Origin of the sequence: Oscillibacter sp. PEA192, from assembly GCF_003574015.1 — a bacterium.
Taxonomy (GTDB): domain Bacteria; phylum Bacillota; class Clostridia; order Oscillospirales; family Oscillospiraceae; genus Oscillibacter; species Oscillibacter welbionis.
In genome coordinates this window covers 1,619,417-1,638,481 of record NZ_AP018532.1, presented here as the reverse complement: position 1 = coordinate 1,638,481, position 19,065 = coordinate 1,619,417, and the positions used below count along the sequence as shown (strand labels likewise).

At 63.8% G+C, this 19,065-nt stretch carries 20 protein-coding genes and 1 riboswitch; of the genes, 13 read left to right on the top strand and 7 right to left on the bottom strand.

Annotation, left to right across the window (positions count from 1 at the left end; translation table 11 throughout):
* Positions 1-77 precede the first annotated feature (77 nt).
* The 3 genes from DN611_RS08095 to DN611_RS08085 all read right to left on the bottom strand — a co-directional run bounded on the left by DN611_RS08095 (position 78) and on the right by DN611_RS08085 (position 2,749).
* Positions 78-665, bottom strand: coding sequence for a 5-formyltetrahydrofolate cyclo-ligase (locus tag DN611_RS08095; protein ID WP_119311057.1), 588 nt, complete (start codon positions 663-665; stop codon positions 78-80).
* Entirely contained in the window at positions 662-1,876 is a 1,215-nt protein-coding gene (gene dinB / locus DN611_RS08090; protein WP_119311056.1) for a DNA polymerase IV, read from the bottom strand. The genes DN611_RS08095 and dinB overlap by 4 nt, the downstream gene beginning before the upstream one ends.
* 168 nt (positions 1,877-2,044) lie before the next feature.
* A complete protein-coding gene (locus tag DN611_RS08085; protein WP_051320038.1) occupies positions 2,045-2,749 on the bottom strand; it encodes an ECF transporter S component in 705 nt (234 codons plus the stop codon).
* A gap of 104 nt (positions 2,750-2,853) precedes the next feature.
* Positions 2,854-2,982: riboswitch (FMN riboswitch) on the bottom strand.
* Between the two features lie 150 nt (positions 2,983-3,132).
* Between DN611_RS08085 and DN611_RS08080 the strand changes: the two genes are divergently transcribed.
* From DN611_RS08080 to DN611_RS08065, 4 genes are all read left to right on the top strand, one after another.
* Positions 3,133-3,651 carry an SLOG family protein gene (locus DN611_RS08080; protein WP_119311055.1) on the top strand — a complete coding sequence of 173 codons (519 nt, stop codon included), beginning with the start codon at positions 3,133-3,135 and terminating at the stop codon, positions 3,649-3,651.
* 200 nt (positions 3,652-3,851) lie between these two features.
* Positions 3,852-4,415: a helix-turn-helix domain-containing protein gene (locus DN611_RS08075; RefSeq protein WP_025544924.1), complete on the top strand. Its 564-nt coding sequence runs from the start codon at positions 3,852-3,854 to the stop codon at positions 4,413-4,415.
* Positions 4,412-4,963, top strand: a complete 552-nt coding sequence (locus tag DN611_RS08070; RefSeq protein ID WP_021748744.1) for a hypothetical protein — start codon at positions 4,412-4,414, stop codon at positions 4,961-4,963. Before DN611_RS08075 ends, DN611_RS08070 begins: the two co-directional genes overlap by 4 nt.
* A gap of 24 nt (positions 4,964-4,987) precedes the next feature.
* Positions 4,988-5,830: a magnesium transporter CorA family protein gene (locus tag DN611_RS08065; protein ID WP_021748743.1), complete on the top strand. Its 843-nt coding sequence runs from the start codon at positions 4,988-4,990 to the stop codon at positions 5,828-5,830.
* Between the two features lie 60 nt (positions 5,831-5,890).
* On the opposite strand, the gene DN611_RS08060 is transcribed toward DN611_RS08065, so the two are convergent.
* Complete coding sequence (locus DN611_RS08060) at positions 5,891-6,508, bottom strand: DUF1643 domain-containing protein (protein ID WP_119311054.1); 618 nt, start codon at positions 6,506-6,508, stop codon at positions 5,891-5,893.
* A 98-nt stretch (positions 6,509-6,606) separates the two neighbouring features.
* Between DN611_RS08060 and DN611_RS08055 the strand changes: the two genes are divergently transcribed.
* From DN611_RS08055 to hflX, 7 genes are all read left to right on the top strand, one after another.
* The gene (locus DN611_RS08055; protein ID WP_119311053.1) at positions 6,607-9,933 is read left to right on the top strand and encodes a PD-(D/E)XK nuclease family protein; all 3,327 of its coding nucleotides are present in this window, start codon (positions 6,607-6,609) and stop codon (positions 9,931-9,933) included.
* A gap of 1 nt (position 9,934) precedes the next feature.
* Positions 9,935-13,495, top strand: a complete 3,561-nt coding sequence (addA, locus tag DN611_RS08050; protein WP_119311052.1) for a helicase-exonuclease AddAB subunit AddA — start codon at positions 9,935-9,937, stop codon at positions 13,493-13,495.
* Between the two features lie 12 nt (positions 13,496-13,507).
* Entirely contained in the window at positions 13,508-13,924 is a 417-nt protein-coding gene (locus DN611_RS08045; RefSeq protein WP_119311051.1) for an SRPBCC family protein, read from the top strand.
* A 1-nt stretch (position 13,925) separates the two neighbouring features.
* Positions 13,926-14,987 carry a TRAP transporter substrate-binding protein gene (locus tag DN611_RS08040; RefSeq protein ID WP_119311050.1) on the top strand — a complete coding sequence of 354 codons (1,062 nt, stop codon included), beginning with the start codon at positions 13,926-13,928 and terminating at the stop codon, positions 14,985-14,987.
* Between the two features lie 126 nt (positions 14,988-15,113).
* On the top strand, positions 15,114-15,317 hold the full coding sequence (gene rpmE, locus DN611_RS08035; RefSeq protein ID WP_021748737.1) for a 50S ribosomal protein L31: 204 nt from the start codon (positions 15,114-15,116) through the stop codon (positions 15,315-15,317).
* A 112-nt stretch (positions 15,318-15,429) separates the two neighbouring features.
* Positions 15,430-15,942 (top strand): flavin reductase family protein, encoded by a 513-nt coding sequence (locus DN611_RS08030; protein WP_119311049.1) that lies wholly within the window; start codon positions 15,430-15,432, stop codon positions 15,940-15,942.
* 9 nt (positions 15,943-15,951) lie between these two features.
* Positions 15,952-17,223 carry a GTPase HflX gene (gene hflX / locus DN611_RS08025; RefSeq protein WP_119311048.1) on the top strand — a complete coding sequence of 424 codons (1,272 nt, stop codon included), beginning with the start codon at positions 15,952-15,954 and terminating at the stop codon, positions 17,221-17,223.
* Here hflX and DN611_RS08020 read toward each other — a convergent pair.
* Positions 17,165-17,428, bottom strand: coding sequence for a hypothetical protein (locus DN611_RS08020; RefSeq protein ID WP_119311047.1), 264 nt, complete (start codon positions 17,426-17,428; stop codon positions 17,165-17,167). The genes hflX and DN611_RS08020 overlap by 59 nt on opposite strands.
* A gap of 85 nt (positions 17,429-17,513) precedes the next feature.
* Here DN611_RS08020 and DN611_RS08015 point away from each other — a divergent pair, with 85 nt between their 5' ends.
* Both DN611_RS08015 and DN611_RS08010 read left to right on the top strand, forming a co-directional pair.
* On the top strand, positions 17,514-17,732 hold the full coding sequence (locus tag DN611_RS08015; protein WP_119311046.1) for a helix-turn-helix domain-containing protein: 219 nt from the start codon (positions 17,514-17,516) through the stop codon (positions 17,730-17,732).
* Positions 17,733-17,758: 26 nt separating this feature from the next.
* A complete protein-coding gene (locus tag DN611_RS08010) occupies positions 17,759-18,403 on the top strand; it encodes a YigZ family protein (RefSeq protein ID WP_119311045.1) in 645 nt (214 codons plus the stop codon).
* Positions 18,404-18,443: 40 nt separating this feature from the next.
* Here DN611_RS08010 and DN611_RS08005 read toward each other — a convergent pair whose 3' ends face one another.
* Together DN611_RS08005 and DN611_RS16815 are read right to left on the bottom strand one after the other, a co-directional pair.
* Positions 18,444-18,659 (bottom strand): heavy-metal-associated domain-containing protein, encoded by a 216-nt coding sequence (locus tag DN611_RS08005; protein ID WP_021748731.1) that lies wholly within the window; start codon positions 18,657-18,659, stop codon positions 18,444-18,446.
* A gap of 40 nt (positions 18,660-18,699) precedes the next feature.
* A complete protein-coding gene (locus DN611_RS16815; RefSeq protein ID WP_174232997.1) occupies positions 18,700-18,846 on the bottom strand; it encodes a hypothetical protein in 147 nt (48 codons plus the stop codon).
* Between the last annotated feature and the right edge of the window lie 219 nt (positions 18,847-19,065).

Genomic DNA, 19,065 nt, shown 5'->3' with positions numbered 1-19,065 from the left:
AGGTAATACCCCCACAAAATGTTGTAGAGATAGTGGGAATATTTTGACGATTTTGTGGGAGGCGGACCTTTTCCCAGTCATTCCAGCCGGGATGGCGTGCCGTCCTCAAAAAGTCCGGCTTCTGTCAGCACCCAGGGGATGGGATAGTCGTGGACGCCGAAGGGGATCTCCTGGCGCAGCAGCCGCTCCCGGCACAGCAGAACCGCCGCGCCCCGGTAGTGGGCCAGGAAGCGGTCGTAATAGCCGCCGCCCCGCCCCAGACGGCGGCCCTCCCGGCTGCAGGTGACACAGGGGATCACCGCCAGGTCGATCTGGTCCGGGGAGAGGGCAGGGCTGTCTGCCGGAGGCTCCAGAATGCCGTAGGCGCCGGGGAAGAGCTCCTTCAGGTCGCGGATGGCCCGCAGCTCCATGATGCCATCCGCCACACACAGAGGGACGCACAGCATCTTGCCGTCTGCCAGAGTCTGCTCCAGGATGGGACGGGTGTCGATCTCCCGCCCGGCGGAGACGAAGCAGAACACCGCTCCGGCACTGCGATACTCCGGAAGAGCCAGGAGATGGCGGGCGATGGCCCGGTTCGCCGCTTCCCGGTACCGGAAGGGGAGCTGGGCGCTGAGGCGCCGGATCGTAGCCCGGAGCTGCTGTTTTTCCTCGTCTATTGTCATGGCAGGGGATCCTCCTCTTTCTCTGGACGGGCCGCGCCGTAGGAGATGACGTCGGTCCCGAACTTTCCACGGAGGCGGTCCATAGCCGCCTCCAGCTTTTCCTGTTTTTCTTTTTTGGGCGCCGCCCCAGCTGTGAACAGGTCTACCTGTTCATAGGCGTCCTCCGACCGAACCAGATGGATGGCGGTAACAGTCAGGGCCCGCACGGGAGCCGGGGGTTTCCACAGCTGGCCGGTCAGGTCCATGGCCGCCGCCGTCAGCTCCCGGATCAGGTGGGTGGGGGCGGAGAGCTGCATCTGACGGGAGCGGTCATGGAACTGGGGATCCCGCACCGTCACCTGGACGCCGCCGGCATACAGCCCGCTGTGCCGCAGTCGGGTGGCCACGGAGTCCGCCAGCACGGCGACGCCGCCCCGCACCTGCTCTGCGGTGGTGAGGTTTTTCGGGAAGGTAGTGCCGTTGCCTACGGACTTCACCATCTCCGGCTCGTACCGGGAGCGGACTGGATCGGTGTCCAGCCCGTTGGCATAGTCGTGGAGCTGGACGCCCATTTTGCCCATCAGGGTCTCCAGGGCATCCCGCTTGCAGGCCGCCAGCTCTCCGATGGTCTTCACGCCGAACTGGGCCAAAATCTTCCGGGCGGCGCCCCCCACGTACAGCAGCGCCCCCACCGGCAGAGGCCAGACCAGCCTCTGCCAGTTCTCCCGGGAGACGACAGTGGTGGCGTCGGGTTTCCGGTAGTCGCTGCCCAGCTTGGCAAACACCTTGTTGAAGGAGACCCCCACTGAGAGGGTCAGTCCCATCTCCTGCTTCATCCGTTGCCGCAGATGGTCTGCCAGGGCCTTGGCATCACCGCCGAAGAGGTGGAGGGTATGGGTGACGTCCAGCCAGCTCTCATCGATGCCGAAGGGCTCCACCAGGTCCGTGTACTGCTCGTAGATGGTGTTGACCTCTTTGGAGACCTGCCGGTACAGTTTGTGGTGGGGTGGCAGCAGCACCAGCTCCGGGCACTTTTTCTTGGCCTGCCAGATGGTTTCCGCCGTCTGGACGCCGAATTTTTTCGCCGGTTCATTCTTGGCCAGGATGATGCCGTGGCGGGAGGTGGGATCTCCGCAGACCGCCACGGGCACGTTCTGCAGGTCTGGTCGGCTCCGCAGCTCCACGGAGGCGTAAAAGCTGTTCAGATCGCAGTGCAGGATGATGCGGTCCATGGCCCCGCCTCCTTTCTCACTTCTATTATAGCACATCTGTTCGTTCCTGAAAAGGGAGAAGGGATGGGAAGGTTTTGACATACCGGCGCGGGGAGGCGGAGGGACGGATATGGGCCGCAGTAAAAGGCGCGGGGACGGTATCCGCCCCCGCGCCTGTGGTGTTCAAATTTACAGAATCCCCATCAGCACCAAGGCCAGCACCACAAAGGTCGCCAGCAGGGCCAGGGAGAACAGGAGGAACCCGGCGCTCAGCTTGCCCTTGCCCTCGACAGGCGCATGGGACTCCGGTACCAGCCGGGCCTTCCGCAGGGCGGTGACCACCGGCTTGTAGAGCAGCAGGATCAGCGCCATGTTCAGGCCGCCCTTCACCAGGTTGAAGGGCAGGAACACCGGGATCAGCATGGGGACCACGATTTCCTCGCGATCCATTCCCATGTAGATGGGCGTGATGAGATAGTTCCACAGCAGCATCACCACGGTGAGGCAAACAGTGCCCAGGGCCAGACCGATGACGGCGCCCTTGCGGGTGTGGAACTTCTTGTAGACGAAGGCGGCGGTGCAGCAGAAGGCGCAGGTGGCCAGCACGTTCATGATGCAGCCGATGGGGCCGGTGTCGCTGACGGTGAACATCTCCACCACGGCCACCACGATGGAGATGACGGCGGCGGACAGAGGTCCGAAGAGGAAGGCGCCGATGCAGATGACCGTGTCCTTCAGGTCCATCTGCAGGAAGCCGGACACCTGTGGCAGCATCTTGCTGAGGAGCATCACCACATAGGCGATGGCCGCCAGCATGGCCAGGGAGGTGATGGTTCGGACGTTTGTTGCGGGCCGGGAGGGGTTCTTGATGGCGTTGGCATTGGGTTCAGACATAAAAATACACTCCTTTTCGTTGCTTGAAAACACCCTGGACGCTTTGGCTTCTCCAAGGTGATCCACGCAACGCAGGAGCGCGAACAAACGCGCGGCCACGCCGCACTCATCTTCTTCCATCCAGACTGTAACTGTTGGTCCCGGAGTTTCACCGAGTCAGCGCCTGTGCATACGCGCAGGCGGTCGCGGACTGTACCGCCAGTGGGGAATTTCACCCCGCCCTGAAGACAAAGTATTCAGTTGCTTTCTGGCCATAGTATATGACAGCGCGGAAGAAATTGCAAGTCCCTAAATGAAAAAACGGCAAATTTCCCGTGGGTCTTTACAAACAAGAACGGATGTTCTATACTGAATCAAAGACCAGAAGGAGGGAGGCGGAGACCATGCGGGGGCGGCAGTCGGCCTGCTGCTTTACCGGGCACCGGCCCGGTAAGCTGCCATGGCGGTATAACGAGGAGGACCTGCGCTGCGTGTTGCTCAAGGCCCGCATCGCAGACGCGGTGGAGGCGGCCTATCAGGAGGGATTCCGTCACTTTCTCTGCGGCATGGCCCTGGGCTGTGACCTGTATTTCTGCGAGTGCGTCCTCCGCCTGCGCCAGACGCACCCGGACGTGACGGTGGAGGCGGCCGTCCCATGTCCCTCCCAGGCGGATGCCTGGCCGCCGGACCAGCGGCGGCGGTATGAGCGGCTGGTGGCTGCCTGTGACTTTGAGACCCTGGTGTCCGCCTGCTACACCCCCGCCTGTATGCAGCGGCGGGACCGGTATATGGTGGACCACGCCGCGCTGCTGATCGCCGCCTTTGACGGGTCTCCCGGCGGAACCCGGTACACGGTGGAGTACGCCATGCGCCGGGGGCTGGAGATCGTGGACCTGCCCATTGTGCTGGAGCCCGCCCGATAGGCCGGGGCGCTTGGATGCGGAGACGTCCGGTGCCTCGGCTTTTTTCTTGCAATATGGGCCGGAGCCGTTGCGCGGGGAGCCCTGTTGTGGTATGTTGGAGAGGAAGGCAATCTGAGATTGCGGAACTTCCATGCTTGGTTGCTGGTATGCAACCGGGCGGCCTGATAAGCTGAAGGCATCCAAGAGAAGGGAGAATGCCTATGACATTCGGAGAGAAGCTGCAATCCCTCCGGCAGAGAGCCGGCATGAGCCAGGACGCGCTGGCCGAGCGCCTGCAGGTGAGCCGGCAGGCCGTCAGCCGCTGGGAACGGGACGAGACCATGCCGGAGACGGACAAAGTGGTGGCCCTGGCGGATATTTTCGGTGTGACAACAGACTATCTGCTCCGCCTCCAGCCGGAGCAGACGGAGCCGGAGGAGAAGCAGCCGCCGCCCCAGGAACGGAAGGACTGGGTGGAGCGTTTTTTGGCCTTTAGCAAGCGGAAGTGGTACCTGCTGGGATGGGTGCTGATCGCCTGGGGCGTATTGGATCTGGTGCAGCTGGCGCTGTTTTATCTGGCGTACCGGGGGATGCTGGGCGGATTTACGGGTCTGATCGGCTGGGATATGGCGGAGATGGGCGGAGTGAATCTGCTTGACGTGTTCCCGGCAGGTGTGCTGCTGTTCCCGGCCCTGTACGCCGCCGTGAAGATCGCGGCGGGGGTGCTGGTGCTGTATTTCGGAAAAAGGCATGTACAAAAGAAGCGGGAGGAGGAAATGCAGTGAAGGGAATCTTTTGGGGGTTCTTCTTGATCTTTATCAATTTTTATGTGACAATCAACGGACATACACTGAATCTGCTGCCGACCTTTGCGGGTTATATCTTACTCTATCGGGCAGCAGGGGAATTGTTGGGAGAGAGCGGTCGATTCGGGAAACTCCGCCCCTTTGCTGTGGCTGTGGCCATATACACGGGTATCCTGTGGGTGGGAGACTTGCTGGGCGTGACCGGCGCAAACTGGCTGAGTACGCTCCTGGAGCTGGCTGCTCTGGCGGTCGCCCTGTATATTTCCTGGAGCGTGATCCAGGCCATTTTGGAGATGGAGACCCATTATGGGACAGATCTGAACGGCACTTCGGCACGGACCGCCTGGTTTGTCCTGTTGGCGGCACAGATTGCCGGAACGCTGGGCGGCCTGCTGCTGGACGCTTTGGCACTGATGGCCCTGATTGCCCTGCTGGTGGGCATCATCTGGTTTCTCGCGGCACTGTGGAAGTGCGCCGGGCTCTATGACGGCCTGCCGCCCAAGGACGCCGGCCTGGAAAACCTGTGAGAGACCGAGAGGAGAGAGACCGCCATGCGAAAGGTACTGCCCATGTCCCGCATCCGGGAGATGGAGCCCTATATGGACGCCAAGGTGCTGGACTACATCCACGAGGGGCAGATCGAAGCGTTTGAGGGCTTTGAGGACTTCGATCTGATCGCCTTTGACTGGTACGACGTGCGCAGCGAGCGGACGGCAGCATCCCAGATGCTGCTGTATCTGGACCGGGAGGACCTGTTCGTCTTCTGTGAGGACGACGCAGCGGAGGACGCCGCCCAGGCGGCCCTGCTGGTGCCGGAGGAAGAGGCACTGTCCAACGAGCAGGTGCTCCACCGCTTCTTCGTCCGGCTGCTGAGGGGGGATATGGCCCATCTGGACCGGCTGGAGGCGGACATCAGCGATGGGGAGACAGAGGTGCTCACCGGTGCCCATGAGGCGTATCTGGACCGGATCATCGCTTGGCGGCAGGAGCTGCTGCGGCTGAAGCGGTACTACGAGCAGCTGGATTCCATCTTTGACGAGCTGGCGGAGAACGACAACAGCCTGCTGGGCAAGCAGAACACCCGCCGTTTTGCAAACTTGGGCAATCGGATGGAGCGGTATCTGAACGCGGTCCAGTCCCTGCGGGAGTCCGTGGCCCAACTGCGGGAGGCCTATCAGTCCCAGCTGTCCATCCAGCAGAACGACCTGATGAAGATCTTCACCGTGGTGACGGCGGTGTTCCTGCCCCTGACCCTGCTGGTAGGCTGGTATGGGATGAACTTTGTGGGGATGCCGGAGCTCCACTGGAAGTACGGATACCCGGCGGTGATTCTGGTGAGCGTGGGGATCGTGGCGGCGCTGGTGATCTACTTCAAGAAGAAAAAGTGGCTGTGACACAGAAAAACAGCAGGCCGCCCCCCAATGGGGGCGGCCTGCTTTGTGCCTCGCAGCGGTTCAGGTTGCCCGGGCCCGCAGATATCTGTCGATGTCGAAGGCCAGCAGCTTCGTGTCCCCCTTGAGATACAGGGGGTGGTGGGGGTGGCCGGATTTCAGCAGGGGGCCGGCGGTGAACCACCCGGCCCCGGCGGCGCTGGCGTCGGCGGCAAAGTCCCGCATACAATCCATCAGATACCCCCGCTTCTCGATGATGTTCCCCCAGGCGGCCCACAGGGCGGGGGCCGGGGACAGAGAGAGGAGATACCGGAAGGCCCTTCGGTTCTCCGCATGGAGCACCGGGTTACAACTTCGCTCCATGTCGTCGGGCCGGGTGGCCCGCTGGGCGTAGACGTTGAACATCAAAAAGCTGTCGTACCCGTTGGAAAGCGCGATCCGCTGGGCGGACTGGAGGGTGGGGTCCAGAGCGTCCGGCGCGGCGGTGGAGGGGTTGATACCCATGCAGATCAGGGGCTTCCGGCCCCGTGTGCCCAGGATGTACCGGTATTCCGAATAATGGTTGGGGACGTACAGCCACCGGCTCACATCATAGTCCGGCGACGGCCGGAGGGCAGCGGCCAGGGCGTCGTCAAAGAGCTCCAGCGCCAGGGTGGCTGTGGGGCCTTGGGGAATGTGCATGGGTCAGTCCTCCTCGGAAAATCTTCAAGAAACAGGATAGCACGAATCGGCGGGATATGCTACAATGAATTTTGAAATTGCGCAAAGGAGGTCCCGCCATGCTGACGATCCTGATGGGCCGGGCCAAAACGGGAAAATCGGAACAGGTGCTCCGCCGGATCGGAGAACTGGGGGATTCCAGCCGGCAGATCCTGCTGGTGCCGGAGCACGCCTCCCACCAGGCGGAGGTGGATCTGTGCCGGGCCTGCGGAGACACTGCCAGCCGCCATGCGGAGGTCCTCAGCTTCCGCCGCCTGTGCGACCGGGTGCTGACCATCACCGGCGGCGCCGCTCAGGTGACATTGGATGCCGGCGGCAAGCTGTTGACCCTGCAGAAGGCCCTGGGAGAGGTGGCCCCCTTGCTGAAGGTGTATCGCCGTCCCTCTCAGAAGGCGTCGTTTTTACAGCAGCTGCTGGACCTCTTCGACGAGCTGCGCTGCTACGACGTGTCCCCAGAGCTGCTGGAGAGCCAGGCACGGGAAATCCAGGGCGCCACCCGGGACAAGCTGCTGGACCTGAGCCTGCTGTACGGCGCCTATGAGTCCCGGCTGTACCGCCCCGGCCTTGATGCCCGGGACCGGATGACCAAGCTCTGCGAGGCGCTGGAGTCCTCCCGCTACGCTTTCGGCAAGGACGTGTTTGTGGACGGCTTCACGTACTTCAACGCCCAGGAGCGGCAGGTGCTGGAGAGCATCCTGCGGCAGGCTCGGTCTGTCACTGTCACGCTGCTGGGGGAGCCGGACAGCGCGGAGGAGATGTTTCAGGTCTCTCTCCGCACCCGGGACCAGCTGACGCGGCTGGCGGACCAGGCGGGCTGCCCATGGGAGGTCCGGACGCTCACCAGCGCCGACGACTCCGCCCTGGGATATTTGGAGCATCACTTCTTCGGAGAGGGGGAGCCCTACCAAGGAGACAGCTCCGCCATCCGGGTCCGGGAGGCGGACACCGCTTTTTCCGAGGTGGAGCAGACGGCAGCGGACATCCGCCGCCTGGTAGCGGCGGGGAAGTGCCGCTACCGGGATATCACCGTGGCCGCCCGGAACATGACCGACTACGAGGGCACCATTGAGACGGTATTCGAGCGGTACAGCATCCCCGCCTATCTGAGCCGCCGGAGCAGTATGTTGGAAAAGCCCGTGTGGAGCCTTATCACCGGCGTCCTCTCCGCTCTGGAAAACGGCTTGGAGTACGAGGACATGTTCCGTTGGCTGAAGACCGGCCTGGCGGGCCTGATGCCGGAGGAGTGCGATGAGCTGGAAAACTACGTTCTCACCTGGGAGATCCACGGGAAGATGTGGCTCCGGGATGTGGACTGGACCGACAATCCGGACGGTTATGGCGCACCTTGGGATAAGCGCCGCCAGGCCCGCCTGGACCGGGTGAACGAGCTGCGCCGCCGGGTACGCGCACCTCTTGCGGAGCTGTATGAAGGGCTGAAAGGCGGCGTTACAGCTGGGGAGAAAGTAAATTCCCTTTATAGTTTCCTGGAGCATCTGAATCTCCAGAACGCGCTGGAGGAACAGATGCGGGCCCAGGCGGAGGCAGGGCGCCTCCAGGACGCGGAGGAGACCGCCCAGCTGTGGGAGATCCTCTGCGCCATCCTGGACCAGTTCGTGGAGATCCTGGGGGACGAGCCTATGGGGACCGATGAATTCAGCCGCCTGCTGCGGCAGGTGGCCTCCCAGTACAGCGTGGGCACTATCCCCGTGTCTCTGGACCAGGTGTCCGTCACGGAAATCACCCGAAATGACCGTCACACGGATGCCTACCTGTTTCTGCTGGGGGCCAATGACCACGTGCTGCCCGCTGTGGGACAGAGCGGCGGCATTCTCAACGACGATGACCGGGAGGAATTGGCCCAGCGGGGCATCCGCCTGGCGCCCAGCGGCATGGAACAGATGGGCATTGAGCTCCAGAACCTCTACGCCGCTCTGGTTCAGCCCCGGGAGGGGCTGGTGGTCAGCTACCCCACGGCGGACGTGTCCGGTGCAGAGCTGCGGCCTGCCTTTGTAGTGGACCGCCTGCTAACGCTGTTTCCGGAGCTGCGTATCGAGCACGAAGGGACTGACAAGGTTTATCGCCTTACAGCAAGGATCCCTGCCTTGGAGACCGCAGGGACCGCCCCAGGGGGGATCCTGTGGCGGTATTTCGCAGATGACGAGGTCCTGGCGCCCCCCATGGCGGCCATGGAGCGGGCGGCTGCGCTGAAGCGGGGGAGCCTCTCCAGGAGCGCGGTACAATCGCTGTACGGGGAGCGAATCTCCATGTCCGCCTCCCGGGTGGAGCGGCTGCGGAGCTGCCACTTCGCCTACTTTATGGAGTACGGCCTGAAGGCCAAGGCCCGCCGGGCGGCGGCCTTTGACGCCCCCCAGATCGGAACCTTCCTCCACTACCTGCTGGAGCACGTCACAAAGGACGTGCTGGACCGGGGCGGCTTTGCCGCAGTGGGAGAGGAGGACCTCCACGCCTTGGTGCGGCGCTATATTGAGCAGTATGCGGCGGAGGTGCTCCAAAATCTGGAGGGCCGGAACGCCCGGTTCCGGTACCTCTTCGCCCGGCTGCGGAACACCGCTTACGCGGTGGTGGACCAGATCGCCGAGGAGATGCGCTGCTCCGACTTCGTGCCCCTGGCCTTCGAGCTGTCCTTCGGCGAGCGCGGAGAACTGCCGGCGGTGACGGTCAGCGAGCCGGACGCGGAGCTGCGAATCGGCGGCAAGGTGGACCGGGTGGACGGCTGGGTGAAGGACAACAGACTGTATCTCCGGGTAGTGGACTACAAGTCCGGCAAGAAAGCCTTTGACCTGGCCGCCGTCCGGATGGGCCTGGATATCCAGATGCTGCTGTACCTGTTCGCCCTGAAAAAGGAGGGCAAGCAGCGGTTTGGCATGGACATTGAGCCCGCCGGGGTGTTGTATCTCCCTGCCCGGGATGAGATTCTCTCCGCCGAGCGAAATATCACGCCGGAGCAGCTCCAGAGCCAGCGGGAGAAGGAGCTGCGCCGAACGGGCCTGCTGCTCTCTGAACCGGAGGTGCTCCAGGCCATGGAGCACGAAGCTCTGCAAAGTCCCCGGTTCCTACCGGTGCGGGTAAACCGGGAGGGGGACGTGTCCGGCGCCCTGGCCTCCGCCGATCAGCTTGGGCGGCTGGGGCAGTATGTGGAGCGGCTGCTCCACCAGATCGCCCGGGAGGTCCGGGACGGCAACATCGACGCGGACCCCTGCTGCCACAATGAGGACGACAGCTTCTGCAAATACTGCGACTGGGCCGACGCCTGCCACTTCCAGGATGGGCGGGACGGCGACCACCTGCACTACATCCTGCCGGTAAAGCCGGAGGAGTTCTGGCGCCAGGTGGAAGAGGAGACAGAGAGAGGAGGCGGACAGTAACATGGCAAAATTGACCCTGACCCCCCAGCAGCAGGCGGTGGTGGAAAACCGGGGCGGCAGCCTGCTGGTGTCCGCCGCCGCCGGCTCCGGCAAGACAAAGGTACTGGTGGACCGGCTTTTCCGCTATGTGACGGAGGAACGCTGCAATATCGATGATTTCCTCATCATCACCTACACCAAGGCCGCCGCGGCGGAGCTGCGGAGCAAGATCGCCTCCGAGCTGTCCAAGCGGCTGGGCCAGACGCCGGGGGACCAGCAGCTCCGGCGGCAGCTGCTGCGGGTGTATCAGGCGGACATCAAGACCGTGGACGCCTTCTGCACGTCGCTGCTGCGGGAGAACACCCACCTCCTGGCCCGGGAGGGGGACAGCCGGGCCCTGACCCCAGACTTCCGGGTGCTGGACGATAACGAGGCCCAGCTGATCCGCCAGCGGGTGCTCTCCCGGACGCTGGAGGACTTCTATGACCAGCTGGACGAGGGCCGTGGCCTGCTGGCGGACACGCTGGGGGCCGGACGGGACGACAGCCGTCTGGCCGCCCTGGTGCTGGAGCTGTACGACAAGGTCCAGAGCCACGCGGACCCGGCCGGGTGGCTGGCGGAGAACCGGACCGTTTGGAGCGGCTGGGAGGGCGGCTTTGATGACACCCCCTACGCCGCTGAGCTGCTGGCCTCCATCCGCCGGAAGGGGGCCCACTGGGGGGCCCTGCTCCGGTCCGCCTCCGCCCGGACCGAGGGGGACGAGGCGCTGTACCGGGGGTACGGGGAGAAGTTTCTCCAGGTGTCTGTGGCCTTTGACGCCCTGGCCCAGGTCCAGACCTGGGAGGCGGCCCGGCAGACGGAAGCGGCCGTCGCCTTCCCCCGGCTTTCCACCCCCAGGGGGCGGAAGGACGAGCCGGGTATTGCCGCGCTGAAACAGGTGTGGGAGCGGTGCAAGGCGGAGGAGAAGAAGCTGGCGGGCCTGTTGTCTGTCTCTGAGGAGGAGGCTATGGAGGACCTGACTGCCGTGGCCCCGGCCATGGTGGCCCTGCTGGAGCTGACGGAGGACTTTGCGGAGCGGTACCGGCAGGAGAAGCTGCGGCTGAACGCTGCCGACTTCTCCGACCAGGAGCACTTGGCCCTGGGCCTGCTGGTGGGTTCCGGCGGTGCCCCCACAGAGCTGGGGGAGCAGGTGGCGGCCCGATACCGGGAGATCCTGGTGGACGAGTACCAGGACACCAACGAGATCCAAAACGCCATCTTCCGGGCGGTGTCCAAAAACGGGCAGAACATCTTCACTGTGGGGGACGTGAAGCAGAGCATCTACCGCTTCCGCCTGGCGGACCCCACCATTTTCCTGGGAAAATACAACCGGTTCAAGTCCTGGCAGGAGGCGGCTGACGGAGAGGAGCGGAAGATCCTGCTGTCCCGCAACTTCCGCTCCCGGCGGGAGATTTTGGAGAGCACCAACTTCATCTTCTCCAACATTTTGTCTGTGGAGATGGGGGAGATGGACTACGGCGAGGACGAGGCCCTCCACTTCGGGGCGGCGTATTACCCGGAGCGGATGGATTGCCAGACAGAGTTCCATCTCATCTCTGCCCACCAGAAGGCGGGGGAGAATGACAAGCCGGTAAAGAAGGTCACCGCCGAGGCCCGGTTCGTGGCGGCGCGCATCCGGAAGCTGCTGGATGAGGGCTATCCCGTCACGGAGAGCGACGGCACCCTGCGCCCCTGCCGGCCGGAGGATATCGTGATCCTGATGCGTTCCCCCGGCAGCCGGTCTGCCGCCTTCGCCGCCGCCCTGGCAGAGCGGGACATCCCCTGTTCTTTCCAGGAGAGCGGGGACTTCTTCCACACCATGGAGATCTCCGTCATGCTGTCCCTGCTGGAGATCGTGGACAACCCCCGGCAGGACGTGCCTCTGATCTCCGTCCTCCGGTCACCCCTGTTCGGCTTCACGGCGGACCGGCTGGCGGAGGTTCGCTCCGCCGCCCCCACCGGGGACTACTACGACGCTGTGACCGCCGATGGGGGAGAGGACTGCAAAGACTTCCTGGCAATCCTCTCGGATCTGCGGCAGGCGGGCCGGGACATGAGTGTCCACCGCCTGGTCTGGCACATCTACAACCGACTGAATGTGCTGGGGGTCTTCGGCGCCATGGATGATGGTGCGGCCCGGCGGGAGAATCTCATCGCCCTGAGCCAGCACGCGGAGAAGTTTGAGAGCAATGGATACCGGGGCCTCTTCGCCTTCGTCACGCAGCTGCGGCGGCTGCTGGAGCAGGACCAGGCTCCCGCCACCCGGGGCCCGGCGGAGGCTGCCGGCGTGCGGCTCATGAGCATCCACAAGTCCAAGGGCCTGGAGTTCCCCATTGTCATCCTGGCGGACCTGGACCACGCGTTCTCCCGGCAGGACTTCGACACGCCGGTGCTGGTGCATCCGGACATGGGCCTGGGGCCCAAGCGCATCGACCTGGAGCGGAAAATCCAGTATCCCACCCTGGCCCGGCTGGCCATTCAGGAAAAGCTGCGGCGGGAGAACCTGGCGGAGGAGCAGCGCATCCTCTACGTGGCCATGACCCGGCCCAAGGAGAAGCTGATCCTGGTGGACGCCCTGTACAACGCCCCCGGGCGGCTCCAGAAGCTGGCCGCTGTGGCTGCCTGTCCCGTGCTGCCGGAGACGGTGGCAGAGGGCCGCACCCTGGGGGACTGGGTCCTGCTGCCCCTGCTGTGCCGGCCGGAGGCCGCGCCCCTGCGGGCTATGGCAGAGACAGAGATTGACCAGCTATATATTGGAGAGGACAGCCCCTGGCAAGTGTTTTTGCATGACAGTGAGGACTACCGGGAACGGCCCGCCCGGCCCCAGGCGACGGCGGAGGAGACAGGGGAGACCGCCCTCTTTGACCCGGAGCTGCTGTCTTTCATCTACCCCTACCAGCGGGAGACGGCCCTGCCCGCCAAGGTGACGGCCACCCAGCTGAAGGGCCGCCCTGCGGACCAGGAGATCGCGGAGTATGCCGCCCATACCCCGTACCTCCGGCCCCTGAGCCAGCCGAATTTCCGGCGGGAGCGGCAGGGCCTGACCCCGGCAGAGCGGGGCACTGCCACCCACCTGGTGCTGCAATACCTGGACTTCTCAAACGTTGACGTGGCGGGCCAGATCGAGGCCCTGCGGCAGCGGAGCCTGCTGACGGACCAGCAGGCCGCGGCCGTGGAGACCGCGCCTTTGGAGCGGTTTCTCCGCTCCCCCCTGGCGGAGGAGATCCGCAAAAGCCGAAGCGTCCTGCGGGAGTATCGCTTCACCCTGCTGATGGATGCCCGGGACTACGATCCCGCCGCGGCGGCGGGGGAGGAAATCCTCCTCCAGGGCGTGGTGGACTGCTGCTTCGAGACGGCAGACGGCCTGACCGTGGTGGACTTCAAAACGGACCGTGTGTTCTCGGCATTGGAGGTCCGGCAGCGGGCGGAGCACTACCGCCCCCAGCTGGAGGCATACAGCCGGGCCCTGGAGCGGGTGCTGGAAAAGAAGGTGGTCCGCCGGGCCCTGTATTTCCTGGCTGCAGGCGAGACCATGGAGATTTGAGGAGGAAGGCCAATGGGAAGGGAAATCGTCAGTATAGCCACGGCCCTGGTGCCGTATCCGCCGGAGCGGGTGTGGGCGGTGGTGACGGATCTGGACTGCTGGCAGTGGCGCAGCGATCTGAGCCGCCTGGACCACGTCGGTGAGGACGCCTTTACGGAGTACGACAGAAGCGGCTTTCCCACCCGCTTCACCGTCACGGAGCGCCGCCCCCTGTCCCGCTGGGCCTTTGACCTGGACAATGCCAACCTGGCGGGCCGGTGGGCCGGGGAATTCCGGCCGGAGGGCGGCGGCACCCAGGTCACCTTCACCGAGACCATCACCGTAAAAAAGCCCTGGATGCGCTTTTTTGCCAAGGGCTACCTCCGCCGCCAGCAGGCTCGGTATCTGGCGGACCTGGGGCGGGCGCTGGAACAAGAAGGAGGGACCTGAAATGAAGCGCCGTCTTACCAAGCTGACCGCTGCCGGTCTGGCGGTCCTGGCCCTTACCGGCTGCACCGGCGGGGCACAGGAGGAGGTTTCAGAGGAGCCGCCGGTTCCGAAGAATGTTGAGACAACCTGGACCCTGGTGGTGGGCCAGCCGGAGGGCTCCACCTGCTGGGACGCGGCGGAATCTTTTGCCGAGGCACTGTCCGACGCCACGGAAGGCGCCGTGGCGGTGGAGGTCCAGCCGAGACCCCTCGATAGGGTTACCTCCCTGGAGCAGGCTGCGGCCGGGATCGTGGACCTCTATCTGGACAGCAGTTTCATATATGGCTCCTACGGCGACGAAGAAGAGTTGGGCAGACCGTTTTTCTCCGTGACCATGCCCTTTCTGTTCCCGGACGCCGAAACGGCGGCGGAGGTCCTGGACAGCACCGGCGGAGAGGCACTGAACGGCGTCCTGGCGGAGCTGGGGCTCCGGGGCTTGGCATACGGGGAGCTGGGCTTCCGGTATCTGACCGCCGACCGGCCGGTGACCACTCCGGAGGACCTGGAAGGGCTGCGCATCCGCACGGCGGGCCTGCTGGAGCTGTTCGAATCCTACATCGGCTGCTGGGGCGTCCGCCTCTATCCCTCCAGTTATTCAGATGTGATGACGCCCCTGTCTAACGGTACTTATAACGGCCAGGAGAGCACCCTGGCGGAGGCGGACGCGGCGGGCTACCAGACGGTCCAGACGGACGTGACCATCTTCCCGGCCTTTTATGAGCCCGCCATCCTCACCATGAACAGTGATCTGTACGACTCCCTCTCCCCGGAGCTGCGGGAGGCGGTGGACCGCTGCGGCCGGGAGGCCATGGCGGACCAGCGGCTCCGGAACCGGGAGCAGGAGGCGGAGATCCTGGAGCGGTGGCAGGAAGAGGACGGCATCGCCGTCCATGTTTTGACCGAGGAGCAGTGGAGCGCCTTCCAGGCCCTGACGGAACGGCTTTACGACCCGGAGGACCCGGACCATCAGGACTGGTTTGCGGACTGCACGCCGGAGTGGGTGGAGCAGTTTCGCCCCTCCTGAAAAAATCTCCGGAAAAATGAAAAAAGGTCTTGCAATCTTGACGTCCGTGTGATACACTAATAAACGCCTTTATGGGGTGAAAGCTCCGGCGAGGTAGTCTGGATCAGAAAGAGGTGAACGAGAGCAATGAAGGAAGGAATCCATCCCAATTATCAGCAGACTACGATTACTTGCGCCTGCGGTAATGTGATTGAGACAGGTTCTACCAAGAAGGATATCAAGGTGGAAGTCTGCTCGAAGTGTCACCCCTTCTTCACGGGCAAGCAGAAGCTGGTGGATACCGGCGGACGCGTGGCCAAGTTCAACAAGAAGTTCGGTCTGGACAAGTAAGTCTGACACGTCACAAAAAGGGTCTGCCGGTTGGGCAGGCCCTTTTTTCATTTACTTTTCCGGCAAAAGCGCATATACTGTATGGTATCAATGAAGCGGAAGGAGCGTTTGCATGAAGCTGCATCCTGTGGAGTTGGAGCGTTTGACGCCGGAGATCCTGCATGTTTTTGGACGGCAGCCCCCGCTGCTGACTGCCGGAGACAAGACCGGCCTGAACACCATGACCATCGGCTGGTGCCAGTTGGGCCGGCTGTGGAACCTGCCGGTCTGCACAGTCTACGTGCGGCCCGAGCGATATACCTATCAATTTATGGAGTCCCACGATTATTTCACCGTCTCCATCCTGCCGGAGGAGGCAAAAAAAGTGACCGCCCTCTGCGGCAGCAAGAGCGGCCGGGACATGGACAAGGTGAAAGCGTGCGGCCTGACGGTCCGCTGGGGGGCCGGGGACGCGCCCTTCTTTGACGAGGCGGAGTGGGTCCTGGTGTGCCGGAAGCTGTACGCCCAGGACATGGACCCTGCCTGCGTGCTGGGGGAGGGGGAGATCCTGCCCTTCTACACGCCGGGGCAGGGCGGCTGGCACCGGATCTATGTGGGCCAAGTCGTGGAGGCCTATCAAAAATAAGGAGTTTGCATGGCAGAGACACAGGAAGTACGAGACAAAGTGGTGCTGGTGGGGTTGAACTCCCCGGTGCTGAAAAAAGAGGAAAACGCCGACGAGGATACCATGGAGGAGCTCTCCGCCCTGGTGGAGACCGCCGGAGGCGAGACCGTGGGGATTGTGCTGCAGAACCGGCCGTCCCCGGACCCCCGGACCTTCATCGGGGAGGGCAAGGTGGCGGAGGTGCAGCTCTACTGCGAGAACACCGGCGCCACCATGGTGATCTTCGACAACGATCTGTCCCCCTCCCAGATGCGGGTGCTGACGGAGCTGCTGGGCGTTCAGGTGCTGGACCGGTGCGGATTGATCCTGGACATCTTCGCCCAGCGGGCCAAGACCAAGGAAGGGCGGCTCCAGGTGGAGCTGGCCCAGTACCAGTATCTGCTGCCCCGGCTGACCGGCATGTGGACCCATCTGGAGCGGCAGGCGGGCACCAGCGGCAAGGGGCCCATCGGCTCCAAGGGCCCCGGCGAAACCCAGCTGGAGACGGACCGCCGCCACATCCGCCGGAAGATCGACAAGCTCCGGGAGGACCTGGAGGAGGTCCGCCGGGTGCGCTCCACCCAGCGGCAGCGGCGGCAGAAGAACGAAATCCCGGTGGTGGCCATTGTGGGCTATACCAACGCGGGCAAGTCCACGCTGCTGAACCACCTGACCGGAGCGGGCATCCCCGCCAACAACCGGCTGTTCGACACGCTGGACACCACCAGCCGCCTTCTCACGGTCAGCGACACGCTGGACGTGGTGATCTCCGACACGGTGGGGTTCATCCGCAAGCTGCCCCACCAGCTGGTGGAGGCATTCAAGGCCACGCTGGAGGAGTTGGAGTACGCAGATCTGCTGCTCCACGTCATCGACGTGTCCAACCCGGAGTGGCAGCAGCAGGCGGCGGTGGTGGAGAACCTGATCCGGGAGCTGGGGGCCGGAGAGCTGCCCCGGATCGACGTGTTCAACAAGTCCGACCGGCTGCCCGCCGGAGAGATCATGCCCCACGGTCAGGATATCTGCTCCCTCTCCGCCAAGACCGGCGAGGGTGTGGACAAGCTGTTGGAGATGATCGGGGAACGCCTGGACAGCGGCAGCCGCCGCTGTGTGCTGCACATCCCCTACGACAAGGGCGGCCTGCTGGACCAGCTGTACCGGGAGGCCAAGGTGGAGAACGTGGAGTACGGGGAGACCATCGCGGTCACGGCGGTGTGCACGCCGAAGGTCCTGGGGCAGATGGCGCCGTTCCTTGTGGAATGAGCGCCCCCAGGCCCGCCCCGGTGCGCAGGCCCAGCAGGAAGGCGTGGATGGCGGTGAATTCCAGGGTCTTGTCGAATTCCTCCCGGAATTGATATTCCAAGTCGCTCTCCATCAGGGACAGCCACATCTCATATTCTTCCTGGGGCGCCGCCTCCACATAAGGGCGGATATACCGGGGATAGAGCCATTTCATAAAATCAGACATTTCTGTGTTTCCCCCTTTCTGAAATACGCCAGATCAGGTGTATTTCGATCATATCACACCTGATCTGGCGTGTCAAGGAGGATCTATGAAAATAGGAAGCAGATTAAAAGCGCTCCGGAAAGAGCGCAGAGAGACACAACTGCAAGTCGCCCAAGCTGTCGGCATGGGAGATCGCCACTATCAGCGGGTTGAAAATGATGAGGGCCTGCCGGGACTGGAGATTTTCAGTGCCCTGGCGGACCACTTCGGCGTGTCCATGGACTACCTGGCGGGCCGGACGGACCGGCGGGACGTATGGAAATGAGCGCAGAGCGGACAGGGAGGACGGCCATGACCACCTATCGGGTGCCCTTTGAAAACGGGGAGAGCGAGTTCACCGAAAAGCGCTCCCGCTTCATCAGCCACATCTGGCGGGTGGAGACCGAGGCGGAGGCCCGGGAGCGCATCGAGGAGATGAAGAAGCGCTACTACGACGCCCGCCACAACTGCTGGTGCTATCTGCTGCAGGAGGGCGGCGTGGTCCGCTACTCCGACGACGGGGAGCCCCAGGGCACGGCGGGCCAGCCCATGCTGAACGTGTTCCAGCGGGAGAGCGTCACCAACGTGTGCTGCGTGGTGACGAGGTACTTCGGCGGCGTGCTGCTGGGGGCAGGGGGACTGACCCGGGCCTATACCAAGGGAGCCAAGGACGCCCTGGACGCCGTGGGCATCAGCACCATGAGCCTGTGGACGCTGTGGGACGTGCCCTGCACATACCCCCTCTTCGAGCGGGTGAAGCTGGAGATCACCGCTTGCGGCGGCGTGGTGCGGGACACGGAGTACGGCGCGGACATCCGCCTGCGGGCGGCGTTCCCGGCGGGCGGGGCGGAACTGTTCGTCCCCCGCCTCACGGAGCTCTCCGCGGGGAGTCTGGCTATGGAGGCGGCGGGGGAGGAGTTTCTTCCAGGCCCCCGGGAGTCCGCCAACGGAACATAAACAAACCGGGAGCCGGCTTTTTGGCCGGTTCCCGGTTTTGTTATGCGTGTTCCTGCCGGACGTGGTAGCCCAGCGCCTGGATCTTTTCCAGAATGTCCGCCTGCCGGACGCCTGTGGCGTCGTAGTCCACCGCCAGCTGTCCGCCGCTGCTGACACTGACGGAGGTGACGCCCGGCAGGGTGTCCAGCTCCCGCTTCAGCAGCTTCACGTCATGCCGGTCCGCGTTCCGGTCCAGGGAGACGGAAATGCTTGCCATTCGCTTCACCTCCCAGCTGTGGGGAAGAAGTCCGGAGTCCTCACAGGTCCTCCAGGTCTGCCGCCGGAATGTCGTTTTCCACGTTGTCCCGGGCCAGATCGGTGTCCAGCACCGGATAGACGCTGGGGATGGGCTTCTCCGGCTTTCTCCGCCGGGGGAGCTCTACCTTGCAGCTGTCATCATGCATTTAGATCACCTCCGCCCTAGCTTGTCCCGCGCCGGGCCGAACCATGCCGGAAAAAGCCGGAAAACAGCGGCAGGCACATGCCCGGCCTGGACGCAAAAGCGCGGCCGGGCACAAAAACTCCGGGGAAAACTGGGGAGATTGCCGTCCGCATCCGTGGAAAATCCGCGGGATTTTTCATAAATTCCATGGATTTGGACAGGAGGCATCCCCCTGCGGTAA